The sequence below is a fragment of the Lysobacter sp. GQ73 genome (assembly GCF_059758755.1).
The window spans coordinates 360,035-384,480 of the sequence record NZ_JCAXEE010000004.1 but is presented as its reverse complement, the minus strand read 5'-3'; the positions used below and the strand labels follow the sequence as shown (position 1 = coordinate 384,480).

The window sequence follows — 24,446 nt, the reverse complement described above, 5'->3', positions numbered from 1 at the left end:
AGGAGCAACAGGAGCAACATACGTGTCATTTTTTTCCACGCAACAAGAACATAGAAAGCAGCTAGCTACCACCCACGCGAATCGCATTGGTATCTCCCGCGATAGTAATTAGCACCCCTGATATATTCTTCAATATCGTACCGGCATGACGAATCAAGACACCTAGTACCTTTGAAATTTTCCGCGCACTTTTTCCCAGCCGAAATAGCAGCGCATTCAAACCTATACCACTGGTACGGGCTCTTCATATCCGAAGAAAGAGTAGGATTATCGCCTCGCTTTTTACCCCGGCAACGCCCTGGCGCACGAGTAAGAAATAACTCTTTGTGCTTTTCTTCATGAACACGCGTACATTCCTTTGAACACCCCTTATTACAAACACGCATCTCGAATCCATTATTTCCATCACACAAAGTTATCCCGTTACCGCCATCACAGCCAACTAGAATCGGTTCCTGTCCATCGGGGTCAGAATAGCTTGTAGGCCTGTTAACAGAATAGCTATAGAGTGCGATATCGCCGTACAACCCCTTGGGGTCACCCGTCAGATACCTCCCAGATCGAGAATCATAATCTCTAAAATAATTGTAATTAGAATCAGTAAATCGGTCATATATTTGACCTGGGAATCTCATATCAAGCACAAATAACGCACCATCCAGATCTGGATCCTGATTTGGCGGATTGTTGCCAAACACCTCACTCTTCGCATCCCAGCTCCAGATCACGACATTCCGAACAGCGTCGATCACCGTACGCGGAGTAGCCAAGTGATCCGTTTGAATGTAATGCAGTTTCTGCACTACATCAGCACCAGCCAACAGACCGACCGGCGCCTCATCCAGCCAAACTACTTGTTGCGTAACAACACCGCTAGCATCGTAGTCGCCTAGCCAATGGCCGGCTTCGTCGTACAGCATATAGCCGGTGGTCGCGCCGGTCGCGTTGTCGGCCCGCGAGACTCGCTCGCCCTTGGCGTTGTACCGGTAGCTGGTCTTGAGCATACCGGCATGCTTGACCTGGCTCAGGCGGTCGTTGGCGTTGTAGACGAGCTCTTTCGTCGCTCCGCCGATCGAGATAGTATTACCGACCGCATCATAGCCCCGACTGATATTGCCGACATTGCTTAAGCGATGGCTATCGGACGGATAGCTGTAGCTCGTAGTGGCGCCGGCATGTAGCAAGCTGGTGCGATTACCCGTGGCGTCGTAGCCGTATGTTTCTATCGGGGTACCGGTCGGACCATCGCGGGTAATTTTCAGCCGGCCGAGCATGTCGTAATCGTACTTAGCAAGGGATGCACTCTGAAGACCGTCCATGAGTTCGGTCAGCTCCCCGACTTCGTTGTAGCTGTAGGACAGTGACAAACCACCACTGGCGGCATCAAAGATCGACTTCTGACGGTAATCCTGGTCGAAGGTCCGCTGCAGGCTGCGACCATTGCCATAAGTCCACCCAGCCACCGGACCGAAGGGCTTATAAGTCGCATTGTTAAGCAACACGCTGCGCACGCCGCCTACCGGCGTCACGCCAATCTCGCTGACCCGCCCCTGGTTGTCGCGGACGTAATCGGCGACCGCTCCATCTGGATACGTCAGAGCTTGCAGGTGCCCAGCCAGTGTGTAGGCGTAACGCAAGGTGAAGCTCTGGCTGTCGACCGACTGCACTTTGCGTACGACCTGGCCGAAGCGGTCGTAGCAGTACTTCAGCTCCGTGCCTTCGGTACGCATCGCGGTCACGCGGCCGACTGCGAAGGTTTCTCCGGCGGCACAAACTGAGTTGACGGTGTCGTAGTCGTATTCGACATCAGCGCTTCCGCTGCCGTAGGACACTGTCTTCGGGCGGCCCAATGCGTCGTAGGTGTAGGTGTGCGGGACGGCATCATTGGCGTCCTGTTTGGTCGCCACCTGGCCAGCTGCGTTGTAGCTGAAGTTCGTGACGCCCGTGTCCGGACTCGACAGTTGTACCTGATCGCCCAAGCCGTTGTAGCTGTAGGTGGTATTCAAGCCCTTGGGGTCGGTGACCTGGGTCAGCCGGTCGAGCGCGTCGTACTTGTATTCGATCTTGGCATTGATGCCGCCGACGTCCTGCAGAGTCTTGGTCAGACGGTTGAGCGGGTCGTAGTCATTGTCGGTCTTGCGGCCGAGCGCATCGGTGGTGATGTCGCCGTTGCCGTTGGCGTCGTAGCTGAAGCCGGTGGCGTGATCCTGCGCGGTCTTAGCCGTCTTGAGTTGCCCCAATTGGTTATAGACGCGCGACAAGGTGCGCATCAGGGCGCCACCGCTGTCGTTCGTGTCTTCCTTGGTCCGGTTGCCGGCGCTGTCGAGCGTGTAGTGGATGCGGTTGCCGGCGTTGTCGTAGATGTCGGTCAGGCGATGCGCCGCGTCGTATTCGTAGCGCAAGAACATGCCGTCGGGCTGGATGACTTTCTTGACCTGGCCGATCAGGTCGTACTCCATGCGGGTGATCGCATCGTCGGTTTCCGAACTGTTATTGGCGCCGCGCACCTTGCGCGCCGCCAACCAACCGCGCGGGGTGTATTCCAGGTCGGTCACGACACCGTTCGCGTCCTTGGATGATTTAACTCGCCCAACGCCGTCGTATTGGAGGTATTCGACGACCGTCTGCCCCAATGCATTGACGATCTTGCGAAGATCGCCCTTTCGATAGCTGCAAGTAGATGGTGTCACTGCACAACTTGCATCATCAGCAGCGTAGTAGACGCGTGAGGTCGTATCGATCACATCGGAACGAGGACCGTCGGTCGACGTCACGAGCCCGATCAGAGGACAAGTTCCCGCATCAATATTGACCTGCTCGCAGTAGGCCGTTTTTGCGACCCGATCCAGCAACTGCCCTGCTGGATCGATCTGAGCATCAGTGAGCGCCTGCCCACGCGAGTTATATGACCAAGCTTGCTTATGCACAATCGTCCCTGCGGCATTAAGCACGCGTCGTTCCGAAGGCGCAAAAAACTGCGGATGCCAATCCGTCTGCGTGGCGCGGCGAAAACCCGCCGTATCGCTTGTCGCTTCGACCTTACCCAGTAAACGTCCGTTCGCGTCGTAGTCGTAGTCGTTTTGGGCGCCCCCGGAGGTGACCACATCGGGACGACCATTCGCATCATACGAATACTGCTTCGATTCGGACACACAATCCTGGCATGTCGTGCTCTGACCGTTCGGAACGGCAACTCCGTTAAGAACGGTGAAGTTCATCGAGCGGGTAGCGCCGCTTGGCAAAGAGATCGAAGCCTGCGTAACTATGTCGCCGGTCGCAGCATAATTAGCTACGTACAGATCAACGCCACCGGCAAGATAAGTTGAAATGGCTCTTGATTTTGCATCGTAAGTCGTAGACGAATATCTACCTTGAGCCTCGTCAACCACCCCAGTCAACGAACCAACGGCGGTTCCGCTGGATACCAAACCGGACTCGTCGTACAAGTACTGCACATAACTGCCGTCCGCATACTCGACCCGCGAAAGGTCCTTGCCCGACGTGTAAGCAAACGCGACGTAACCGCCATCCGGAAGATTCAACCTGCTAATCAGCTTAGAGGTGTTGTAAATGAATTCGATAGAGCGACCATTGTGGTCGGTAATACGTTGCAGTTGTCCGGCAGTACCCGCGTACGTCAGACTCTGAGCGAACCCGAAGCGATCCAGAACTTTGATCAATCGGCCCTGAGCATCGAAGATTTCGCGGCCGCCGCTTTCGTCATCGAACTGCCAGCCACTGATCGAACCGGACTCGTTGAGCTGTGTCAATCGTCCGGCGCTATGCAGATCGGCAATCCAAACCCCGTTAGCGCTGGCGAAACGCAGCACTTTCCCATCAGGTCGCGCCAAGTAGGCCAGATCGACCGTACGGAAATGCATCAAGGAGGCAGAGTAACTATGCGTACGATTTCGACCTAGTGTCGTCGCTTCGACGCGCAACACATTGGCCGCACTGAAGCTGTTATAGGTCCAGGCAAAGCCAAGCGGGAAAACACCCTCTCCTCGATACTCAGTACGTGTCTCGAACTTATTGCCCGTGCCAGCATTTACCGGATCACCGAAGCACTGATCAGGACACGGGGGAGGCCCCGCATTATCGCTTGGCTTCGTTTCACTCACTACGGGAGTATGAAACCCGCCGTAGTACCAAATGTAAGCACCTTGCGCATTCTTTTCATTACTGCGGAAATTCCCACCGGTATAGTACTGAGTGCCGCCCGAACTACCTCCGAGGCAGCCACCTTGATTAAATCGGCTCGCAAACGCCTGACACGCCAGACGGGCCGCCTCCAACGTCGGGCATTTGCCATCGACTCGTGCGGAAGTTGGAGACAACAACTTCGCACTGATATCGCAAGTATTCGCAGATGCGAAATCAGAAAAGCACAGTATCGCAAGCCCAAGGAATATTGCGACCAGACTAACCATCCGATGGCGTATAGAGTCATGCATATCCAGATCCTAGGCTTGTTATCGACACGTGTTGTCGCGTCACTTTATAACGGGCAACCTTGAAAAACCATTACAAGCTGAGGCGCTTTATTCTTCGTACGGCCATCTCCAATGCAGCTTATGGCACACGATTGATATGGACACCAAGGCATAAAGCACCTAAACACAATCAACAAAAAACCCGGCCGAAGCCGGGTTCTTCATTTCTGACGATGCGCCGATGCTTACCGCACTTCGGCCACTTCTACACCATCCATGCCTTGCGACAGAGTGCGCGCGTCGCCGCCCTGGGCGAGCTTGATGCGCAGGCGCACTTCGTTTTGCGAGTCGGCGTAGCGCAGGGCGTCTTCGTAACCGATCTCGCCGGCCTGGTAGAGCTCGAACAAGGCCTGGTCGAAGGTCTTCATGCCGAGCTGCACGGATTCCTTCATCAGCTCCTTGAGCTTGTGGATCTCGCCGTCGCGGATGTAGTCCTGGGCCAGCGGGGTGCCCAACAGGATTTCCATGGCGACGCGGCGGCCCTTGCCGTCCGGGGTCGGGATCAGCTGCTGCGCGACCACGCCCTTGAGGTTCAGCGACAAGTCCATCAACAACTGGTCGCGGCGGTCCTCGGGGAAGAAGTTGATGATGCGGTCCATCGCCTGGTTGGCGTTGTTGGCGTGCAAGGTGCACAGCACCAGGTGGCCGGTTTCGGCGAAGGCGATGGCGTGGTCCATGCCTTCGCGGGTGCGCACCTCGCCGATCATGATCACGTCCGGCGCCTGGCGCAGGGTGTTCTTGAGCGCGTTCTCCCAGCTGTCGGTGTCGATGCCGACTTCGCGCTGGGTGATGATGCAGCCTTCGTGGCGGTGGACGAATTCGATCGGGTCTTCGATGGTGATGATGTGGCCGGTCGAGTTCTGGTTGCGGTAGCCGATCATCGCCGCGAGCGAGGTCGACTTGCCGGTGCCGGTCGCGCCGACGAAGATGATGATGCCGCGCTTGGTCATCGCCAGCGTCTTGATGATCGGCGGCAGGTTCAGCTCTTCGACGGTCGGGATCTTGGTCTCGATGCGGCGCAGGACCATGCCGACCTGGTTGCGCTGGTAGAAGCAGCTCACGCGGAAGCGGCCGACGCCGGTCACGCCGATGGCGAAGTTGCACTCGTGGGTCTTTTCGAACTCTTCGCGCTGCTGCGGGCTCATCACGTTGAGCACGAGATCGCGGCTCTGCTGCGGCGTCAGCGGGTTCTGGGTGATCGGGCTGATCTTGCCGTGGACCTTCATCGACGGCGGCATGCCGGAGGTGATGAACAAGTCCGAGGCGCGCTGGTGCGCCATCAGCTTGAGGAAGGAAGTGAAGTCGATGGCGCCGGTGGCGGGACTGGCCGGGCCGGCCGGATTGGGATTGGCTGGGTTGTTCATGGGGCTACCTCCTCGGGAGGTCTGAAACCAGGGGATGTGGTGCGCAAGCGGCTATCGGCGCGAAGCGGAGGCCGGCGAAGCGGGCGCTTCGCCGGCGGGCGCGTCAGTCGAACAGACGCTTGTCCTTCGCGTACTCGCGCGCCTGCGGACGCAGGATCATGCCGCGCTTGACGAGGTCTTGCAGGTGCTGGTCGAGCGTCATCATGCCGTGGCTCTGGCCGGTCTGGATCGCCGAATACATCTGCGCGACCTTGTCTTCGCGGATCAGGTTACGGATGGCGGGGATGCCGACCATGATTTCCCAGGCCGCGGTACGACCGCCGCCGACCTTCTTGAGCAGGGCCTGCGAGATCACCGCGCGCAAGGACTCCGACAGCATCGAACGCACCATCGGCTTTTCGCCGGCCGGGAACACGTCGATGATGCGGTCGACGGTCTTGGCCGCCGACGAGGTATGCAGGGTGCCGAACACCAAGTGGCCGGTTTCGGCCGCGGTCAGCGCCAGGCGAATGGTTTCCAGATCGCGCAACTCGCCGACCAGGATGTAGTCGGGGTCTTCGCGCAAGGCCGAACGCAGCGCCTCGTTGAAGCCGTGGGTGTCGCGGTGGACTTCGCGCTGGTTGATCAGGCACTTCTGCGAGGTATGCACGAACTCGATCGGGTCTTCGACCGACAGGATGTGCGCGTACTCGTTCTTGTTGATGTGGTCGATCATCGCCGCGAGCGTGGTCGACTTGCCCGAACCGGTCGGGCCGGTCACCAGGATCAGGCCCTGCGGCTGCTCGATGAGCTGGCGGAAGATCGGCGGGCAGCCGAGGTCTTCCAGCGACAGCACTTCCGAGGGAATGGTACGGAACACCGCGCCGGCGCCGCGGTTCTGGTTGAAGGCGTTGACGCGGAAACGCGCCAGGCCCGGAATCTCGAACGAGAAGTCGACCTCGAGGAATTCTTCGAAGTCGCGGCGCTGCTTGTCCGACATGATGTCGTAGACGAGCGCATGGACCTGTTTGTGGTCCAGGGCCGGGATGTTGATCCGGCGCACGTCGCCGTCGACCCGGATCATCGGCGGCAGACCCGCCGACAGATGCAAGTCGGATGCTTTGTTCTTGACCGAGAACGCCAGTAATTCGGCGATATCCATGCGTGCTCCCCGCACTGCAGGGACCCGTCAACCGGGTCCGTGAAAAGCCAGCCTCATGGGCTTGATTGCAACTTCAAGCTGGAACCAAACCACCCCTGCGAGGCAGTATAGCCCCCTGACGGCGTGTCCGATCCAGCCCACCTCACAACAGGATTCCCCTCGTGCACGAGCACGTCCTGCACGACATCTTGCATCAGTTGGCGCGTGCGGCGCATGACGCCGCAAGGCCGGTACCTCGATTGCTTGCGGTCAGTAAGACCCGGGATGAGACGGCGGTCGCGAATCTGGCGCTGAAAGGGCAGACCGCGTTCGGGGAGAACTACGTTCAGGAGGCTCTGGCCAAGCAGGCGGCCATGGCCGGCACCGCCGCGGCCGGGTTGGCGCTGGAGTGGCACCTGATCGGCCATCTGCAGTCGAACAAGGCCGCCGAGGCCGCCGTGCGCTTCGATTGGGTCCAGACCGTCGACCGGCCGAAGCTGGTGACCGCGCTCGCCCGCCACCGGCGCCCCGACCAGCCCGCGCTCAACGTATTGATTCAAGTGAATATCGACGACGAAGCCAGCAAGCACGGCTGCCGTCCGGACGAGGTCGGAACGCTGGCGGCGGCGGTCGCGGCCGAGCCGCGGCTGTGCCTGCGCGGGCTGATGGTGATCCCGGCGCCGCACGACGACCCGGAACTGCTGCGCCCGGCGTTCCGGCGCAGCAAGCAGTTGTTCGACTCGCTCACTCAAACTCACCGCAGCGTCGACACCTTGTCGATGGGCATGAGCGACGACTATGCGGTGGCGATCGCCGAGGGCTCGACCATGGTCCGGATCGGCACCGCCCTGTTCGGCGCAAGGGCCAAGCCGCCGGCCTGACCGGCCGGAGGTCCAGGCAGCGCAGCGTGCGCGGCGGACGCCGCCGACGCCGGTTGTTATCCTGCGCTCCGGTCTCCGCAGTGGTCGAACATGTCCGAACCCGCTTCCCTTCCCTCCGGGCCGATCGCCTTCATCGGCGGCGGCAACATGGCGCGCAGCCTGATCGGCGGTCTGGTCGCCCGCGGCGTCGCCGCGCGCGAGATCCGCGTCGCCGAACCGGTCGAGTCCCTGCGCGAGGCCTTGCAGCGCGACTTCGGCGTGCAGTGCTTCGACAACGCCGGCGCCGCGGCCGAGGGCGCGTCGGTGTGGCTGCTCGCGGTCAAGCCGCAGGTCATGCGCGAGGTTTGCGCGAGCCTGGCGGCGCAAGCCGCCGCGCAAAGTCCGCTGGCGATCTCGATCGCCGCCGGCATCACCGCCGGCCAGCTCGACCGCTGGCTCGGCGGCGGCGTCGCGGTGGTGCGGGCGATGCCGAACACCCCGGCCCTGCTCGGCGCCGGCATCACCGGCCTGTACGCCAATGCCGCCGCGGCCCCGCGTTTCGGCCAGGCGGCGAGCCTGCTCGAGGCGGTCGGGCCGACCGTGCGCATCGACGAGGAAGCGCAGATGGATGCGGTGACCGCGGTCTCCGGCAGCGGCCCGGCCTACGTGTTTCTGCTCGCCGAGGCGATGCAGCAGGCCGGCCAGGCCCAGGGGCTCAGCGCCGACGCGGCGCGCGCCCTGGTCCAACAGACCCTGCTCGGCGCGGCGACCATGCTGACCCGCACCGACGACCCGGCCGAGGTGCTGCGCGCCAGGGTGACCTCGCCGGGCGGCACCACCCAGGCCGCGATCGAGGCCTTCGAGGCCGGCGGTTTTCGCGCCCTGGTCGACCGCGCCATCGCCGCCGCGACCGAGCGCGGCCGCCAACTGTCGGCGGCGAACGAATGAACCGGCTCGCAGGCAAGGCCGCGGCCGCGATGATGCCGGCCCCGCTGCTGGCGCTGCTGCTGGCGCTGCTGCTGGCTATGCTCGGGGGCTGCGGCGGCGCGGGCCCGGCGCCGGCACCGAACCCGAACGCCGCGCGCAGCGAGGAAGTCGTGCGGGTCGGCGACATCAGCGTGCGCGCCAGCGCGATCCAGGCCAGGCAGTTGTCGCCGGCGATCGCCCAGCGTTACGGCGCGAGCCACGACGAACGCACGGTGCTGCTCGTGGTGTCGCTGCGCAAGGGCGACGACGCGACCTCGGTGTCGGTGCCGGCCAAGGTCACGGCGACCAGCATCGACCTGCTCGGCCGCAAACAGGCGGTGAGCATGCGCGAGATGCGCGACGGCGACCTGCTCGACTACGTCGGCGTGGTCGCGATCTCCCCGCCGGACACCCTGCGCTTCGACGTCACCGCGATCGGCGAGCACGGGCAGCGCTATACCTTGCAGTTCAATCGGGATTTTTTCTGAGGCGGCCGGTCGCGCATCCATTCATCGAGCTTTCGCCGGGATGAGCCAGCGGCAGGCGTTTGACAGGACCGTCGCATGGACGCAACGGTTGACCATGGCGGTCGGCTTGCGTCGCTTCTACCCCTGGCCGACGCAGGCAAGGGTAGGAGCGGCGCAAGCCGCGACCACGGTACGAGGCGGTTATGGTCAACACACGCCACGCCGCACCATACGGCTAGGAACTGTGATCCGGCCGTGCGAATCCGCTGTTCACCCCGCCCCCGGGCGGTCCGGCGATTGCTGCGCCGCACCCAAATCTGCGCGCGGCGCCGTCAACGCGTCGGCGGGCGCATCGGCTAGTGCATCGGCAAGCGCGCCCTCGCCGCGGGGCGCCGGCTTGGCCGACAATCCCCGCTTCGCTTTCAGTATCGGAACTCCATGGGCCCGCAACGCATCGTCTGCCTCACCGAGGAACCCACCGAAACGCTGTACCTGCTCGGCGAACAGCACCGCATCGTCGGCATCAGCGGGTTCACCGTGCGGCCGGCGATCGCGCGCAAGGAAAAGCCCAAGGTCAGCGCCTTCACCAGCGCCAAGATCGGCGAGATCCTCAAGCTGCAGCCCGACTTCGTGGTCGGCTTTTCCGACATCCAGGCCGAGATCGCCAGCGAGCTGATCAAGCACGGCATCGAGGTGTGGATCAGCAATCACCGCAGCGTGGCCGGCATCCTCGACTACATCCGCCGCCTCGGCGCGCTGGTCGGCGCCGGCGACCGCGCCGACGCCCTCGCCGGCGAATACGAAAGGCGCATCGCCGACGTGCAGGCGCGCGCCGCGGCGATGCCGCGCCGGCCGCGGGTGTATTTCGAGGAATGGGACACGCCGCCGATCACCGGCATCCGCTGGGTTTCGGAACTGGTCGGCATCGCCGGCGGCGACGACGTCTTCCCCGAACGCGCGGCGATGTCGCTGGCGCGCGACCGGATCCTGGCCGACCCGCTCGAAGTGGTCCGACGCGCGCCGGACCTGATCCTCGGCAGTTGGTGCGGCAAGAAGTTCCGCCCCGAGCAAGTGGCCGCGCGCGAGGGCTGGGACGCGATCCCGGCGGTGCGCGACGGCGAACTGCACGAGATCAAGTCGCCGATCATCCTGCAGCCCGGCCCCGCCGCGCTGACCGCGGGGTTGGATGCACTGAGCGCGATCGTCCAGGCCTGGTCGGCGAAGCATCGCTGAGTCCGCCGGCGGCGAGTGCGCGATTGCACCGCGGCGCGGGCGATGCGATGGTGTCGCCATGGCCGCGCCCGTCCGCATCGTCTACGCCCGCGAACCGACGATCGAGGTCGCCGAGTTCCGCCAGGTACTCGAGCGTTCCGGCCTCGGCGCGATCCGTCCGGTCGCCGACGAGCATCGCCTGCAGGCGATGCTGTCGGCGGCGAACCTGATCGTGACCGCGCGCCTGGACCAGGCCGATGCGACCCTGGTCGGCCTGGCCCGCTGCGTCACCGATTTCGCCTGGTGCTGTTATCTGTCCGAACTGGCGGTGTCGGCCTCGGCGCAGGGGCTCGGGATCGGCAAAGGCCTGCTCGACACCGTGCGGCAGCAGGTCGGGCCCCAGGTCAGCGTGATCCTGGCCTCAGTGCCGGACGCGGTCGGTTTCTACGAGCGCGCCGGCATGGCGCGGATGCAGGACACCTTCTGGTACAAGCGCGAGCATTGAGACGCGCTGCGAGCTTCTTCCCTGAACTCGCGCGGCGACGGCGCCCTGCCACCTCCTGCGCTTCAGCGCGGCTCGCACAGCCGCTTGCGGAAATACACCACCCGCTCGGTCTCTTCGAAACCGCAGGCTTGGTGAGCACGATGGCCGGCATCGTTGTCGAGCAAGGCATCCGAGGCCAGCTCGCTGACCCCGTGTTGCGCGGACCAGTGCTCGACCGCGGCGATCAGGGCGCGCCCGCCGCCGTGGCCGCGCCAGTCCGCCTGCACGTACCAGCCTTCCAGAAAGCCCACCGGCGAGCTTTCGGTACCGTTGACGTAATCGCGGCGCAGGCTCGCCTCGGCGAAGCCGCGCGCCTCGCCTTCGGCATCGACGAGAAGAAAAGCGGCAGCGTGCTCGGGCCGGGCCAACATCTGCTCGATGTCGCCGGCGTGCTGGCCCGGGTCGGCTTGCGGCCACAGCGCCTGGCGCAGCCGCGACCAGGCGGCGGCGTCGGCGGCGGTCGCGGCGCGCACCCGCCATGCCGCGCTCATGGATACAGCATCCGCTTGCTCCAGTCGCCGGCGCGGTCGCTTTCGTAGGACCAGCGTTCGTGCAGGCGGAAATCGGCGCCGTACCAGAACTCGATCTTCTCGGCGCGCACGCGCAGGCCGGTCCAGCGCGGCGGGCGCGGCACCTCGCGGCCCTCGAACTGTTGTTCGACCTGGGCCAGGCGTTGCTCGAAGGTTTCGCGGTCGGCCAGGGTCTCGGACTGCTTGGAGGCCCAGGCGCCGAGCTGGCTGCCGCGCGCGCGCGTGGCGAAATAGGCATCGGCCTCGGCATCGCCGACTACTTCGACCGTGCCCTCGATGCGCACCTGCACGCCGTGGCGCACGCGCGGCCAATGGAACAGCAGCGCCGCATGCGGGTTGGCCTGGAGTTCGCGGCCCTTGCGCCCGTCGAGATGGGTGTAGAAGACGAAACCGCGCGCGTCGTGGGCCTTCAGCAGCACGGTGCGCGCCGACGGCCGCGCATCGAGCGAAGCGGTGGCGACGGTCATCGCGGTCGGGTCGGGCTCGCCGGCGACGGAGGCTTCTTCGAACAGCGTATCGAAGGTGGCGAGGGCTTCGTTGAGCAGGTCGTGGGTCGTGGTCATTGCGCTATTGTGAGCCGATGTCGCCGCGCCTGCATCCGCCCGCCCGTCCAGGCACCGAGCCCGGCAAAGCGCCCGGCCAGGAGGCCGATCGCGGTGCCGGAGCGGGCGGCGCCGAAGCGGCCGGCTTCGCACCGCGCTGGGTCGAACGCGTGCTCGACGACGCGCTGGCCGCGAACGCCCGCGTTTACGCCATTTGCGGCCTGCAGGGCAGCGGCAAATCGACGCTGGCGGCGCAGCTCGCCGCCCTCGCGCGTTCGCGCGGGCTGCGCGCGGTGGTGTTGTCGATAGACGACTTCTATCTGGGCCGGCGCGAACGCCTGCGCCTGGGTCGCGAGATCCATCCCCTGCTGGCTACGCGCGGACCGCCGGGTACCCACGAGGTCGAGTTCGCCTGCGACGTGCTAGACCGCCTGCGGGCCGGCGCCGCGGTGCGTTGGCCGCGCTTCGACAAGCTGCGCGACACCCGGCTGGCGCCGTCGCGCTGGGTGCGGGCGGAGGCGGCCGACTTGATCCTGTTCGAGGGTTGGTTCCTGAAGACCCCGGCTCAGGCCGAGGCCGAACTGATCGCGCCGGTCAATGCGCTGGAACGCGACGAAGACGGCGATGGCCGCTGGCGCGCCTACTGCAACGAGGCACTGGGCCGCGACTATCCGGCGTTGTGGTCGCGCCTGGACCGTCTGCTGTTCCTGCAGCCGCCGGGTTTCGGGGTCGTGGCGCAGTGGCGCTGGCAACAGGAATGCGCGATGCAGGCCCGGCGCCCGAACCGCCACGCGATGACGCGGGCGCAGGTGGAACGCTTCGTGAGCCTGTTCGAGCGAGTCAGCCGCCAGGCACTGGCGCGGTTGCCGGGGATCGCCGACGCGGGCCTGCGCCTGGACGCCTCGCGGCGGGTGCTTTCGGCCGCCAGCGGCCGGTAAGCCCGCGAGTGACGAAGCCACGGCATTGCCGGCTTCGTCACTCCCGATCGGCTGCGGCGGTCGCGCTTACTTCACGACGAAGGTCACCTTCAGGTTGACCCGCCATTCGGTGATGTTGCCGGAATCGTCGGTCACCACCTTGACGTCGTTGACCCAGGCGCCCTGGATGTTCTTGACCGACTCGGCACATTTGGCCAGGCCGGTCTTGACCGCGTCCTCGATGCCGATGGTGGACGAGGTATTGAGTTCGATGACTTTGGCGACCGCCATGGTGCTTCTCCTGATGGATGCTGCGAATGGGCGTCCCGGAGGACTGCCCGCCGCCTGCGCGGCGACGGAGATCCGAGCCTAGGCCGGTGCCCGTTAAGAAGACGCAAGCACGGTCGTGCGGCTGCCGCACGGCCGCCCTACGGCCTGTCCTGTTGGGTGCCCTACAATCGAGGGCATGAACCCCGCCAGCAATCTGATCCTGGTCGGCCCGATGGGCGCCGGCAAGACCTGCATCGGCAAACGCCTCGCCGAGCGTTTCGGCCTGCGCCTGGCCGATGCCGACCGCGAGATCGAGCAACGCACCGGCACCAGCGTGGCGGCGATTTTCGAGCACGAAGGCGAAGCCGGTTTCCGCGCCCGCGAGAGCGCGGTGCTGGCCGAGCTGCTGGAAGGCGAAGGCCTGCTGCTCGCCACCGGCGGCGGCGCGGTGCTCGCCGCAGACAACCGGCGCCTGCTGCGCGAGCGCGGCTTCGTGGTGCAGTTGTTGGTAACGGTCGAGCAGCAGCTCGAACGCCTGGCCCTCGACCGCAGCCGGCCCTTGCTCGCCGGCAGCGACCGCGAGCAGGTGCTGCGCACCCTGGCCGAACAACGCGCGCCGTTGTACGCCGAAGTCGCCGACCTGCGCTTCGACACCGGCGCCCTGAGTTCGGCCGATGCCGCGAACGGGCTCGCCGAACAGCTCGCCCGGCTCTGGCGACGTCCGCAGGCCCCATCGGCGCCCCAACCCCATTCCGGAGTCAACGCATGAGTGCGGTACGCAAGGTCGAAGTATCCGGCGAGTCCGCCTACAGCATCGAAATCGGCGCGGGCTTGCTCGACGACGGCGCGCGCCTGGGCCGCAGCGTGCGTGGCCGCCATGCGTTGATCGTCAGCGACGAGAACGTCGCGCCGCTGTATCTCGCCCGCGTCGAAGCCGCCTTGCGCGCGGCGAAGCCGAACCTGAGCCTCGCCCGCTTCGTGATCCCGCCCGGCGAACACGAGAAGACCCTGGCGCGGTTCGGCGAATGCCTGGAAGCGCTCGCCGCGCTCGGCGCCACCCGCGACGCCAGCGTGATCGCGCTCGGCGGCGGCGTGGTCGGCGACCTGGCCGGTTTCGCCGCCGCGTGCTGGATGCGCGGCATCGATTGCGTGCAGGTGCCGACCACGCTGCTGGCGATGGTCGACTCCTCGGTCGGCGGCAAGACCGCGGTCGACCTGCCCAGCGGCAAGAACCTGGTCGGCGCGTTCCATCCGCCGCGCGCGGTGATCGCCGACACCGCCGCCCTGCGCACCCTGCCCGACCGCGAGCTGCGCGCCGGCCTGGCCGAAGTGGTCAAGTACGGCGCGATCTTCGACGCCGGTTTTCTCGACTGGCTGGAAGCGCACGCCGAGGCCCTGCTGGCCCGCGACGGCGAGGCCCTGGCCGAAGCGGTCGCGCGCAGTTGCGGCTACAAGGCCGACGTGGTCGCCCGCGACCTGTACGAACACGGCGACCGCGCCATGCTCAATTTCGGCCACACCTTCGGCCACGCCATCGAAACCGAGCAGGGTTACGCCGGCACCCGCGGCGATGGCCTCAACCACGGCGAAGCGGTCGCGGTCGGCATGGTCCTGGCGGCGCGCCTGTCGGCGGCGCTGGGACGCGCGAGCGCGGCCGACACCGATCGCCTCAGGCACCTGCTGGAGCGGCTGGACCTGCCGACCTCGATCCCCGACGGCCTGGCGCCGCAGGCGCTGCTGGCGCGCATGCGCCTGGACAAGAAGGCCGATGCGGCCGGCCTGCGTTTCATCCTCTGGGACAAGGCCGGCGCGGCGCGGATCGTCTCGGACGTGGCCGACGACGCGGTGCTGGCGGTGCTGGCCACCGGTTGAGTGGCACCGCGCGCGCAGCGCGACGGCTGCGGTGCCCACCTTCGCGGGAACGACGGCAGGTGACTTCGCGGTTGAATCTTTCAGCTCGCTACGCGGGTCGAATCTTCAGCTCGTCTTCTCCGCGAGGGCGAAGATCCAGAGACTTCAGAGTCATTCCTCGATCAGGCCCCGGGGGTTCGGCTCCGCCGAAGTAAAACGGAGCCGGCCTTCGCGGGAACGACAAGGGGTAGCTTTCGTGGGCGATCCATCCAACGCCTGCATCGCGCGCCTCCACTCACGGCCAACCCACCGCGTGCTGCAGATACTCGACGTGCCCTGGCAGCAGTTCGGTAACGTAGAGCGTGGTCAGGATAGGGTGATTGCCCCAGACGATGCCGCAGCGCGTGTTGACCGGGTTCACGCCGGCGTCGCGTTGGGTGTACTGGACCGCCGGGTTTTCCGGCGCGCCTACGTTGTTCGCCAGGCCGAGCGCCCAATGTTCCCAGGTCCGCCAACCGTCCGAGGCCATGACGATGGAGTACTGCGTCGGCGCGGTTCCGTCGTCGCCCGATAAGGTCAGGCCGGCGAGGATCATGCACAGCCGCGCGAGCGCGCCGGTGCAGGCCTGCTTCGCCGCGGCGCTGCCAGGCGCGTCGTCGTCGCCGGCGGCGGCGGCGTTCGCCGCGACGATCTGCGCCTGCGCATCGGCGGCCGCGTTGCCGAAGGTGGCGTGGACCCAGTCGACGAAGCCCGGGTTGAGCACGAAGTCTTCGGCTTCGGCGTCGAACGACCAGGCCTGTTCGAAGATCGTCGGCGGCGTGTTGGCGGCATGCCCGCCCGGTCCTGCGAACAGTGCATAGCCCCAGCACGGCGCATCGGGCCAGGGGTCGGGCCAATCGGGGTCGAGTTCGGTGCCGGCATCGAGGCGGTTGCTGGCGAGTCCTTGCAGTTGTGCGGGGGTCAACACGGGCATCGGGGCGGCTCCTGGTGGTCGCAACGAGATCGAAGGCGACGCGCGCAGCGAACGCCCTGTCTGGATCCATTACCCGAACTAACGCCGCCGCGCCGCGTCCGTGAACCCGGGCGCCGGCGCGCACCCGCGCTTCACAACCCGCCTGCCCCCGCGTTTCCAGCTGTGCACCGCCCCGCGCTGAGGATCGGCACCGCATGGCCCTGAACCCCCTGGAATTGCTGCTTCTGCACAAGGCCCTGACCCAGCCGTCGCCCGCGACGGATGCGGCGGGCGCCGGCCCGACCACTTCCGCCCCCTCCGCCGCACCCTCCGCCGCCGTCACCACCAAGGAGCCGTCCATGGCCAACCAGTTCGAATTCCTCGACAAGCACTTCGACCCCACCGACATTCCCGAGGTCGCCGCCCAGACCGCCTTCGAGCGCTTCGGCAACTATCCGAACGCGCGCACCAGCACGGTGATCTTCAACATCAGCTGGAACGCGCTCACCGACGCGATCAAGCACGCGGTGCTGAACTTCAACAACGGCGGCGTCTACGACTCCTCGGCCTTCGCCACGCTCAGCGCCGACGGCAATCAGTGGAACATCGTCCTGACCGGCCTGCAGTACGTGAACGCCACGCGCACGATCGTACGCGGCCGGCCCGAGTACGAGATCAACGAGTACAACAACGGCTCGGTCTTCATCAAGGCCGAGGCGCTCGGTGCGCAGTTGCTCGGCGAGGTCGTGCATCTGGACACCGGTTTCGGCACCTGGGTGCAGCAGATCCAGCTCAAGAACCCGCCGACGTTCTGAACCCGCCCGAGCACCGACAGACGAAGCCCCGCCATGGCGGGGCTTCGCATTGCGCGGTGGTCGGGCCGGATCTGGTTGGGCGCGGACTGCGCCGGGTTTCAGGCGGCGGCCAGGTTGCGCGCGCGTGCGCGCTGGTTCGACGCATGCGGGTTGTCGAGCTGCGGCACCGCGCCGGTGTGCAGCGCATCGATCCATTCCTCGGTGCTCAGCACTGCGGCGAAGCGGCTCTGGAACACCACCATGAAGACCCGGTGGATCTCCTCGGCGCTGGCATGGCCGGCGCTGTTCTCGTACGACAGCGAGCCGCTGGCGTCGTGCAGGAACTCCACGTTCAAGTTCAGGTGCGCGGCCTCGAACACGGTGGACGCGTCGCAATTGTGAGTCATGTAGCCGACTACGCTGAGGGTGTCGATGCCGTTGCGCTCGATCCACCGCCCGAAGTCGGTGCCGGTGAACACGCTCGGATAGTTTTTCTCGATGTAATGATCGCGCGGGCGGCTGGCGACCACCTCGTTGAGTTCCCAGCCCGGCGTGCCCTTGTCGAACACCGGCGAGCCGGCGGGCGCGGTGTTCTGCACCACCACCACCGGCACGCCGGCGGCGCGCGCGGCGTCCATGGCGCGGCCGATGTTCGGCAGGGTCCTGGCGACCGGCGGGTATTCGATCGGCAGGCCGTCGGCGAAGTAGTCGTTCTGCACGTCGATGACGACGAGGGCGCGTTGGCTGCGGTTGGAAGCGTTCATGAGCGGTCTCCAGGGCAGGGAATGTTGCGAAGTGGGCTCATTGTTGGCTTGCGCCGGCCTCTTCGATACTGGCCCGAATGACAATATTCGATAGGATCGGGCCATGTAGAATCGGGCCATGAACGAATCCGCCGCTACCCGCCGCCTCGCCGTGGTCGCCTTCGACCGCATCAGCCCCTTCCACCTGTCGGTGCCTTGCCTGGTGTTCGACAACCGCGAAAGCGAGAGCGATCGCGACCCCGACCTGCCGCGATTCGACCTGCGAGTCTGCGCCGCCGAGCCCGGCCGCCTGCGCACCCGCGCCGGTTTCAGCATCGAGACGCGCTACGGGCTGCAGGCGCTGCGCAGCGCCGATACGGTCATCGTGCCGTCCTGGCGCGACGCCGACGAACGCCCGCCGGAGCCCCTGCTCAAGGCCCTGCGGGGCGCCCACGAACGCGGCGCGCACATCGTCGGCCTGTGCCTGGGCGCGTACGTGCTGGCCGAAGCGGGCCTGCTCGACGGGCGCCGCGCGACCACCCACTGGCATTGGAGCGAGCACTTCGCCGCGCGCTATCCGCAGGTCGCGCTGCAGCCCGACGTGCTCTACGTCGACGACGAACGCATCACCACCTCGGCCGGCACCGCCGCCGCCCTGGATTGCTGCCTGCATCTGCTGCGCGGCATGCACGGCGCCGAGATCGCCAACCGCATCGCGCGCCGCCTGGTGATCGCGCCGCACCGCCAGGGTGGGCAGGCCCAGTACATCGAACAACCCCTGCCGGCCTCGGCCCAGGACGACCGCCTGGCTGCGGTGCTGGCCTGGGCGCTGGCTCACCTGGACCAGCCGCACAGCCTCGACGCCCTGGCCGAACGCGCGCTGATGAGCCGGCGCACCTTCACCCGCCGCTTCCGCGACAGCACCGGCACCACGGTCGGGCAATGGCTGATCAGCCAGCGCCTGGCGCGGGCGCAGCGCCTGCTGGAAACCAGCGACGCCGGCCTGGACACCATCGCCGCCGAGACCGGCTTCGGCAGCCCGGCTTCGCTGCGCCAACACTTCGCCGCCCAGCTCGGCACCTCGCCCTCGGCCTACCGGCGCGGTTTCCGCGGCGCCTGAAAGCCCCGCCGGCGCAACGCTGCGGGGTACGGACCGCGACAACGCGCCCGGTCGGCGCGGGCCCGGTACCCGCTACAATCGCCGGGTGCGCCTCCTTCTCCAACAACGGCCCGAAGGCCGCGAAGCTCCCCGCTTCGTACAGCTGATGCTGCAGCCCGATTTGCTCGGCGGCTGGACGCTGGTGCGCGAAAGCGGCCAGATCGGCGGCCGCAGCACGGTCCGGCGCGAGCAGTTCATGGACCAGCCCAGCGCCCTGGCCGCGCTCGAGCAGGCACGCGACCAGCAGCTCAAGCGCGGCTTCCAGCTGATGTTCTCGCAGGGCGCCGAAGCGCCGCGATGAGGCTTTCCGTGGTTCGGTCCGGTCGGGCGGGAACAGCAAATCCCCCCTGCCCCCCTTTGGCGAAGGGGGGAGCGACGTGTGGCTCGGCGATCGTCGACCGCCGGCCGCTGCCTTCGCACCGCCTCGCATCGCCCCCTTTTAAACGCGCTCTCTCGCTGAGATCTTCCGCGTTCGAAAAGGAAGGCCGAGGGGGATTTGCTTTGCCTGGCCACGGCCACCACTCCGCCCCACCCCCGCGCCGCCTCACCGGCGCGCGGCGCGCCCCCTTTTCCTCCCCTTGACGGCGTTCCCCGCCACGGTTCTTTCATGTCCAATCCTTCTCCCGTCAACGACCGCTTCCTGCGCGCGCTGCGCCGCCAACCCGTCGACCGCACCCCGGTCTGGCTGATGCGCCAGGCCGGCCGATATCTGCCGGAATACCGCGCCACCCGTGCCCAGGCCGGCAGCTTCCTCAACCTGGCCAAGAACCCGGAGCTGGCCTGCGAGGTCACTCTGCAGCCGTTGCGCCGCTTTCCGCTCGATGCGGCGATCCTGTTCTCCGACATCCTGACCGTGCCCGACGCGATGGGCCTGGGCTTGTATTTCGCCGACGGCGAGGGCCCGAAGTTCGAGCGTCCGATCCGCTCCACCGCCGACATCGACCGCCTGGCCGTGCCCGACATGGGCCAGGAGCTGCGCTACGTGATGGATGCGGTCAGCACCATCCGCCGCGAACTGAACGGCTCGGTGCCGCTGATCGGTTTCTCCGGCAGCCCGTGGACCTTGGCCTGCTACATGGTCGAAGGCGGCGGCAGCGACAACTACGGCAAGGTGAAGTCGCTCGCGCTCAACGACCCGGCGGCGATGCACCGCCTGTTGAGCGTGGTCACCGATGCGGTGATCGAATACCTCAAGGCCCAGCACGCCAGCGGCGCGCAGGCGCTGCAGGTGTTCGACACCTGGGGCGGCGTGCTGTCGCCGTCGATGTATCGCGAGTTCTCGCTGCGCTACCTGCAGCGCATCGCCGCCGAATTGCCGCGCGGCGAGGGCGACGAGCGCGCGCCGCTGATCCTGTTCGGCAAGGGCAACGATCCCTATATCGAAGACCTCGCCGCGAGCGGCGCGGAAGCGGTCGGCGTCGACTGGACCATCGGCCTGGGCGACGCCGCGCGCCGCATCGGCGGGCAGGTCGCGATCCAGGGCAACCTCGACCCGGTCACCTTGTACGCCACCCCCGAAACGATCCGCGGCGAAGTCGGCCGCGCGCTCGACGATTACCGCGACGGCAACGGCGGCTCGCGCGAAGGCCACATCTTCAATCTCGGCCACGGCATGTCGCCCGACATGCAGCCCGAGCACGTCGCGGCGATGGTCGCGGCGGTGCACGAGCTCAGCGCGCGCTGAGGCGCGTTGGGTCGGTGAGGGCCGCAGTGGCTGGCGCTCTCACCCCAATCCTCTCCCGCGAACGGGAGAGGGCAAAGCGATCATCGCGACGCCATCCCTTCTCCCGCGGGCGGGAGAAGGTGGCCGAAGGCCGGACGAGAGCACGCCATAACGTCAAACGTTCGAGCCGGACCGTCAGAGCGAGATCAACCGCCCGCCTTGCGCGCCAGCACTGCGTCCATGGCTTCGCGCAGCATCGAGCCGGTCACCGGTTTGCGCAGGAAACGGTCGAAACCGGCGGCGCTGGCCTGCGGTTCCGCGTCGGCGTCGGCTCGCGCGGTCACTGCGATCAAGGGCTGGGCGAAACCCTGCGAACGCAGCTGCCGGGCCAGGTCGAGGCCGTTGATGCCGGGCAGATCGAGATCGAGCAGAGCCAGGTCGAAATGCCCGGTCGCCACTTCGGTCAAGGCCGCCAGGCCGTTGCCGACATGGGCCACACGATGCCCCTGCGCGCGCAACAGGCCGGCGATGACTTCGGCCACGGTCGCGTCGTCCTCCACCAACAGCAAAGACAGCGGTCTGCCGTGCAAACCGCGCGAGGCGGGCTCCGACGCCGACGGCGCCGCGCGCGGCGGCACCGCCACCGGCAGCGGCAGGTCGAACACGAAGCGCGCGCCCTGCCCCGGCTCGCTGTAGACGGTGATGTGCCCGTCCATCGCCGCAGCCAGCTCCTGGCAGATCGCCAGGCCCAGGCCGCTGCCGCCGTAGCGCGCCGCGGTGCGGGCGCCGTCGCCCTGTTCGAAGCGGCGGAACAGGCGGTTCTTCTGCTCTTCGTTGAGGCCGGGGCCGGTGTCGGCGATCTCGAAGCGCACGCCCTGCGGCTTCAGCGCTTCCACGCGCAGGCTGACCTTGCCTTCGTCGGTGAACTTGATCGCGTTGCCGAGCAGGTTGAGCAGGATCTGGCAAACCCGGCTGACGTCGCCGCGCAACCCCGCCGGCGCGCCGCTGGAAATATCGATCTCGAAGGCGAGGCGGCGTTGGCGCGCGAGCGGCGCCATCAGGTTGCTGGCCTCTTCGACCAGCGCGCGCAGGTCGAAGGCTTCGTCGGCGAGTTCGAGCTTGCCCGATTCGATCCGCGCCAGGTCCAGCGCATCGTTGACCAGGCGCAACAGATGTTCGCCGGCGCGGCGCACCGCCAGGGTGTAGCTGCGCTGGCGTTCGTCGAGCGGGGTGTCGAGCAGGAGTTCGCTCATGCCGAGCACGCCGGTCATCGGTGTGCGCACTTCGTGGCCGAGGGTGGCGAGGAAGCGGGTCTTGGCCAACGAGGCCTGCTTGGCGACTTCGCGTTCGTGCTCGGCGCGCTGCCAGGCCAGGCGCCGCCGCGCGCGCCGGCGATAGGCGAACCAGAGCAGGCCGAGCAGCGACAGCACCAGGGCGATGAAACCGGTGATCGCCCACGGGCTCCACCACCACGGTGAATCGACGTGGATGGCGATCGCCTGCACCGGCGTCCACACGTTGTCGGCGCTCTTGGCCTTCACTTCCAGACGGTAGTCGCCCGGGGCGAGCTGCGAGAAGCTGCGTTCGCCGCTGGCGCCGACGTCGACCCAGCCCGGGTCGTAATTGCTGAGCCGGAACCGGTAGCGATTGGTCTGGGCGTTGTTGAACGACAACAGCCGCGCCACGATGCGCAGGTCGCGATCGCCATCGGCGATCGTAATGGGTGCGATGCCATCGGCGATCGTAATAGGCGCGATGCCGTCGGCGATCGTCATAGGCGCGATGCCGTCGGCCTTGGCGATCGGCGCGACGCCATCGACCGCGGCAGTCGTCGCCGCATTCGCCACCGGAAACGCGATGCGCTCGTTGCGCCTGCGCACTTCGATGGTCTCGATGATCAACGGCGGCGCGCGGTCGACCGGCCGCACCACCGCCGGGTCGAACAGGATCAGACCTTCGGGACTGCCGACGAGGATGCGGCCGTCGCTCGGGCGCGCCTGCGGCCGCTCCAGGAATTCCTGGCTCGGCAGACCGTCCTTCACCCCGTACACGCGCACCGAGCGCAGTTGCGGATCGACCCGCACCAGGCCGCGCGTGGTGGTCATCCAGATCAATCCGGCGCTGTCGACGATCAGCCCGCGCGCTTCGGTCAGCGGCAGGCCGGCCCGTGCGCCGAGGCTCGATTCGCGTTGCAGGCGCACGCCGTCCCAATGATAGGCCTCGAGCGTGCCGAAGCCGGCCGCCCACATCCGCGTGCGTCCTTCGAAGGCGAAGGCGTGCACCGGCTGCGCCGGCGAACCGGGCACCGCCTCGAAGCGGCGCGCGGCTGCATTCCAGCGCCACAGCCCTTGCGAGCTGGACACCCACAAGGCGCCGTCGGGGCCGCTGCTGCCTTGTTCGAGGGCGGCGTCCTTCGGCAGTCCTCGCTCGCCGAACGAAAACGACTCGCGCACTCGGCCGTCGAGGTCGCGCGCCTGCAGGTCGCCGTCGCTGCCGAGCAGCCAGATCAGGCCCTGGCTTTCGACCAGCTCGGCGGTGGTGCCGCCGACCGTCGGGTCGCGGGCGCTGTCGAGGCTCCAGTTGCGATACGCGCCGGTGGCCGGATCGATTCGCGCCAGGCCGCCGTAGTAAGTCACCCAGACCCGGCCGGCGCGATCCTGCAGCACCCTGTCCAGGCCTAGGTTGCCGCTGAAGCCCTGGGCGACATGCACCACATGCCCGCTCTCGGGATCGAGCCGGTCGAGCACGCCGCCGCTGCCGACCAGCCACATGTCGCCGCCCTGCGCCGGCGCGATGCCGCGCACGCTGGCGTTCGCCAGGGTCGAGGGGTCGTCGATGCGCCGCGTCAGCACCGAAAACTGGCGCCAGTTCGGCGGCAGATACCACAGGCCGTGGCCGTTGCTGGCGAACCACAGGCCGCCTTCGCGGTCCTCGTAGGCGCCCGACCAGTTCGGCCGCACCAGGCCCTGGCTGGTGCTGCTGAACAACGGCACCACCGCCACCCCGTCGGCGTTGCCGATGCCCAGGCCCTCGGGCAGGTCGAACCAGTATTGGCCGGTGCGGTCGCGGCGCAGCACGTCGATGATGGTCTTGTCGGGGGCGAAGCGCGCCCACGGCTGCGCCTCGTAGCGGCCGTCGGGACGGCGCACGCCGACGCCGTGCGGAGTGCCGAACCAGGCGGTGCCGTCGCTCTCGAAGGTGATGGTGTTGACGATGTCCGAGGTCAGCGCGCGTTCGGGCACGCGCTCGAAATCGCGCCCGGTCCAGCGCGCCGCGCCGGCCAGCGTGCTCACCCACAGGCTGCCGTCGGGAGCGACGCTGAGGTTGGCGATGCCGTCGCTCGGCAGGCTGCGCGGATCGCCTTCGCGGGCGACGTAGCGGGTGATGCCGCCGTCGGCCGCCATCCGGTGCAGGCCGCCGTGGGCGGTGCCGAACCACAGCGCGCCGTCAGGCGTGGAAGCGATCGACCAGATGTTGTTGTCGCCCAGCCCGGGGGTGTTGGCGCGGTCGTAGTAGCGGAACTGCTTGCGCTCGGCGTCGAGCATCGCCAGGCCGGACTGGCTGGTGCCGATCCAGACCCGGTTGTGCGCATCGACATGCACCGCCCACAGGAAGTTGTCGCGCAGGCCCTGTTCGCGCCGCCACACCCGGTAGCCGCTGCCGTCGTAGCGGGCCAACCCTTCGCTGGTGGCCAGCCACAGATAGCCTTGGCGGTCTTCGGCGATGCGATTGACGGTGTTGGACGGCAGGCCGTCGGCGACGGTGAGCTGGCGCGGTCGCGGCGTCTCGGGCAGGCCGGCCGCGGCGGTCGCGATCACGCTGTTCAAGATCGAGCCGGGCGGCGCCACGACACAGGACAGCGCCGCCAGGCACAGCGCGAACAGCCAACGAATAGTGCGCCGCATCCGGACTCCCTCGCCACAACGCGCGGCGATCCGGGATCGTCGCAATGTGTGTGTTATCGCGCAAGCGCAGCCGCGGCGGGGCTGCGCCGCCATG

The 24,446-nt window shown here is 66.7% G+C and carries 21 protein-coding genes; 12 read left to right on the top strand and 9 right to left on the bottom strand.

The window, feature by feature from the left end:
• Nucleotides 1–65 precede the first annotated feature (65 nt).
• The 3 genes from AC6CH2_RS14200 to AC6CH2_RS14190 all read right to left on the bottom strand — a co-directional run bounded on the left by AC6CH2_RS14200 (nt 66) and on the right by AC6CH2_RS14190 (nt 6,998).
• Nucleotides 66–4,454, bottom strand: a complete 4,389-nt coding sequence (locus tag AC6CH2_RS14200) for an RHS repeat-associated core domain-containing protein (RefSeq protein WP_498269784.1) — start codon at nt 4,452–4,454, stop codon at nt 66–68.
• 224 nt (nt 4,455–4,678) lie between these two features.
• Nucleotides 4,679–5,857 (bottom strand): PilT/PilU family type 4a pilus ATPase, encoded by a 1,179-nt coding sequence (locus AC6CH2_RS14195; protein ID WP_051884544.1) that lies wholly within the window; start codon nt 5,855–5,857, stop codon nt 4,679–4,681.
• Between the two features lie 103 nt (nt 5,858–5,960).
• Nucleotides 5,961–6,998 (bottom strand): type IV pilus twitching motility protein PilT, encoded by a 1,038-nt coding sequence (locus AC6CH2_RS14190; RefSeq protein ID WP_031370959.1) that lies wholly within the window; start codon nt 6,996–6,998, stop codon nt 5,961–5,963.
• A 176-nt stretch (nt 6,999–7,174) separates the two neighbouring features.
• Between AC6CH2_RS14190 and AC6CH2_RS14185 the strand changes: the two genes are divergently transcribed.
• From AC6CH2_RS14185 to AC6CH2_RS14165, 5 genes are all read left to right on the top strand, one after another.
• Nucleotides 7,175–7,858, top strand: coding sequence for a YggS family pyridoxal phosphate-dependent enzyme (locus tag AC6CH2_RS14185; protein WP_498269929.1), 684 nt, complete (start codon nt 7,175–7,177; stop codon nt 7,856–7,858).
• Between the two features lie 90 nt (nt 7,859–7,948).
• Entirely contained in the window at nt 7,949–8,785 is an 837-nt protein-coding gene (gene proC / locus AC6CH2_RS14180) for a pyrroline-5-carboxylate reductase (RefSeq protein WP_498269783.1), read from the top strand.
• A complete protein-coding gene (locus tag AC6CH2_RS14175) occupies nt 8,782–9,291 on the top strand; it encodes a DUF4426 domain-containing protein (RefSeq protein ID WP_498269782.1) in 510 nt (169 codons plus the stop codon). The genes proC and AC6CH2_RS14175 overlap by 4 nt, the downstream gene beginning before the upstream one ends.
• A gap of 417 nt (nt 9,292–9,708) precedes the next feature.
• Nucleotides 9,709–10,503 (top strand): cobalamin-binding protein, encoded by a 795-nt coding sequence (locus tag AC6CH2_RS14170; RefSeq protein WP_498269781.1) that lies wholly within the window; start codon nt 9,709–9,711, stop codon nt 10,501–10,503.
• A 58-nt stretch (nt 10,504–10,561) separates the two neighbouring features.
• Nucleotides 10,562–10,987, top strand: coding sequence for a GNAT family N-acetyltransferase (locus tag AC6CH2_RS14165; RefSeq protein WP_498269780.1), 426 nt, complete (start codon nt 10,562–10,564; stop codon nt 10,985–10,987).
• Nucleotides 10,988–11,049: 62 nt separating this feature from the next.
• Here the strand turns inward: AC6CH2_RS14165 and aac(6') are convergent, their stop codons facing one another.
• Nucleotides 11,050–11,517: an aminoglycoside 6'-N-acetyltransferase gene (aac(6'), locus tag AC6CH2_RS14160; protein WP_498269779.1), complete on the bottom strand. Its 468-nt coding sequence runs from the start codon at nt 11,515–11,517 to the stop codon at nt 11,050–11,052.
• On the bottom strand, nt 11,514–12,119 hold the full coding sequence (gene pdxH, locus AC6CH2_RS14155; RefSeq protein ID WP_435394340.1) for a pyridoxamine 5'-phosphate oxidase: 606 nt from the start codon (nt 12,117–12,119) through the stop codon (nt 11,514–11,516). Before pdxH ends, aac(6') begins: the two co-directional genes overlap by 4 nt.
• A 17-nt stretch (nt 12,120–12,136) precedes the next feature.
• Here pdxH and AC6CH2_RS14150 point away from each other — a divergent pair, with 17 nt between their 5' ends.
• Nucleotides 12,137–13,036 (top strand): kinase, encoded by a 900-nt coding sequence (locus AC6CH2_RS14150; protein ID WP_498269778.1) that lies wholly within the window; start codon nt 12,137–12,139, stop codon nt 13,034–13,036.
• A gap of 66 nt (nt 13,037–13,102) precedes the next feature.
• On the opposite strand, the gene AC6CH2_RS14145 is transcribed toward AC6CH2_RS14150, so the two are convergent.
• Nucleotides 13,103–13,306 carry a dodecin family protein gene (locus AC6CH2_RS14145; protein WP_435394339.1) on the bottom strand — a complete coding sequence of 68 codons (204 nt, stop codon included), beginning with the start codon at nt 13,304–13,306 and terminating at the stop codon, nt 13,103–13,105.
• A 175-nt stretch (nt 13,307–13,481) separates the two neighbouring features.
• On the opposite strand from AC6CH2_RS14145, the gene AC6CH2_RS14140 reads away from it, so the two are divergent.
• Together AC6CH2_RS14140 and aroB are read left to right on the top strand one after the other, a co-directional pair.
• Nucleotides 13,482–14,054, top strand: a complete 573-nt coding sequence (locus AC6CH2_RS14140; protein WP_498269777.1) for a shikimate kinase — start codon at nt 13,482–13,484, stop codon at nt 14,052–14,054.
• The gene (gene aroB / locus AC6CH2_RS14135; protein ID WP_498269776.1) at nt 14,051–15,157 is read left to right on the top strand and encodes a 3-dehydroquinate synthase; all 1,107 of its coding nucleotides are present in this window, start codon (nt 14,051–14,053) and stop codon (nt 15,155–15,157) included. Before AC6CH2_RS14140 ends, aroB begins: the two co-directional genes overlap by 4 nt.
• Before the next feature lie 274 nt (nt 15,158–15,431).
• On the opposite strand, the gene AC6CH2_RS14130 is transcribed toward aroB, so the two are convergent.
• Nucleotides 15,432–16,109 (bottom strand): hypothetical protein, encoded by a 678-nt coding sequence (locus AC6CH2_RS14130; protein WP_498269775.1) that lies wholly within the window; start codon nt 16,107–16,109, stop codon nt 15,432–15,434.
• Between the two features lie 194 nt (nt 16,110–16,303).
• Here AC6CH2_RS14130 and AC6CH2_RS14125 point away from each other — a divergent pair, with 194 nt between their 5' ends.
• Nucleotides 16,304–16,903, top strand: a complete 600-nt coding sequence (locus AC6CH2_RS14125; protein WP_498269774.1) for a hypothetical protein — start codon at nt 16,304–16,306, stop codon at nt 16,901–16,903.
• Between the two features lie 98 nt (nt 16,904–17,001).
• On the opposite strand, the gene AC6CH2_RS14120 is transcribed toward AC6CH2_RS14125, so the two are convergent.
• On the bottom strand, nt 17,002–17,646 hold the full coding sequence (locus tag AC6CH2_RS14120; protein ID WP_498269773.1) for a cysteine hydrolase family protein: 645 nt from the start codon (nt 17,644–17,646) through the stop codon (nt 17,002–17,004).
• 118 nt (nt 17,647–17,764) lie between these two features.
• On the opposite strand from AC6CH2_RS14120, the gene AC6CH2_RS14115 reads away from it, so the two are divergent.
• The 3 genes from AC6CH2_RS14115 to hemE all read left to right on the top strand — a co-directional run bounded on the left by AC6CH2_RS14115 (nt 17,765) and on the right by hemE (nt 20,468).
• Entirely contained in the window at nt 17,765–18,745 is a 981-nt protein-coding gene (locus AC6CH2_RS14115; RefSeq protein ID WP_498269772.1) for a helix-turn-helix domain-containing protein, read from the top strand.
• A gap of 85 nt (nt 18,746–18,830) precedes the next feature.
• On the top strand, nt 18,831–19,085 hold the full coding sequence (locus AC6CH2_RS14110; protein ID WP_435394332.1) for a WGR domain-containing protein: 255 nt from the start codon (nt 18,831–18,833) through the stop codon (nt 19,083–19,085).
• Between the two features lie 306 nt (nt 19,086–19,391).
• Nucleotides 19,392–20,468, top strand: a complete 1,077-nt coding sequence (gene hemE / locus AC6CH2_RS14105; RefSeq protein WP_498269771.1) for a uroporphyrinogen decarboxylase — start codon at nt 19,392–19,394, stop codon at nt 20,466–20,468.
• Between the two features lie 185 nt (nt 20,469–20,653).
• Here the strand turns inward: hemE and AC6CH2_RS14100 are convergent, their stop codons facing one another.
• Nucleotides 20,654–24,352, bottom strand: coding sequence for a hybrid sensor histidine kinase/response regulator (locus AC6CH2_RS14100; RefSeq protein WP_498269770.1), 3,699 nt, complete (start codon nt 24,350–24,352; stop codon nt 20,654–20,656).
• Nucleotides 24,353–24,446: the final 94 nt, after the last annotated feature.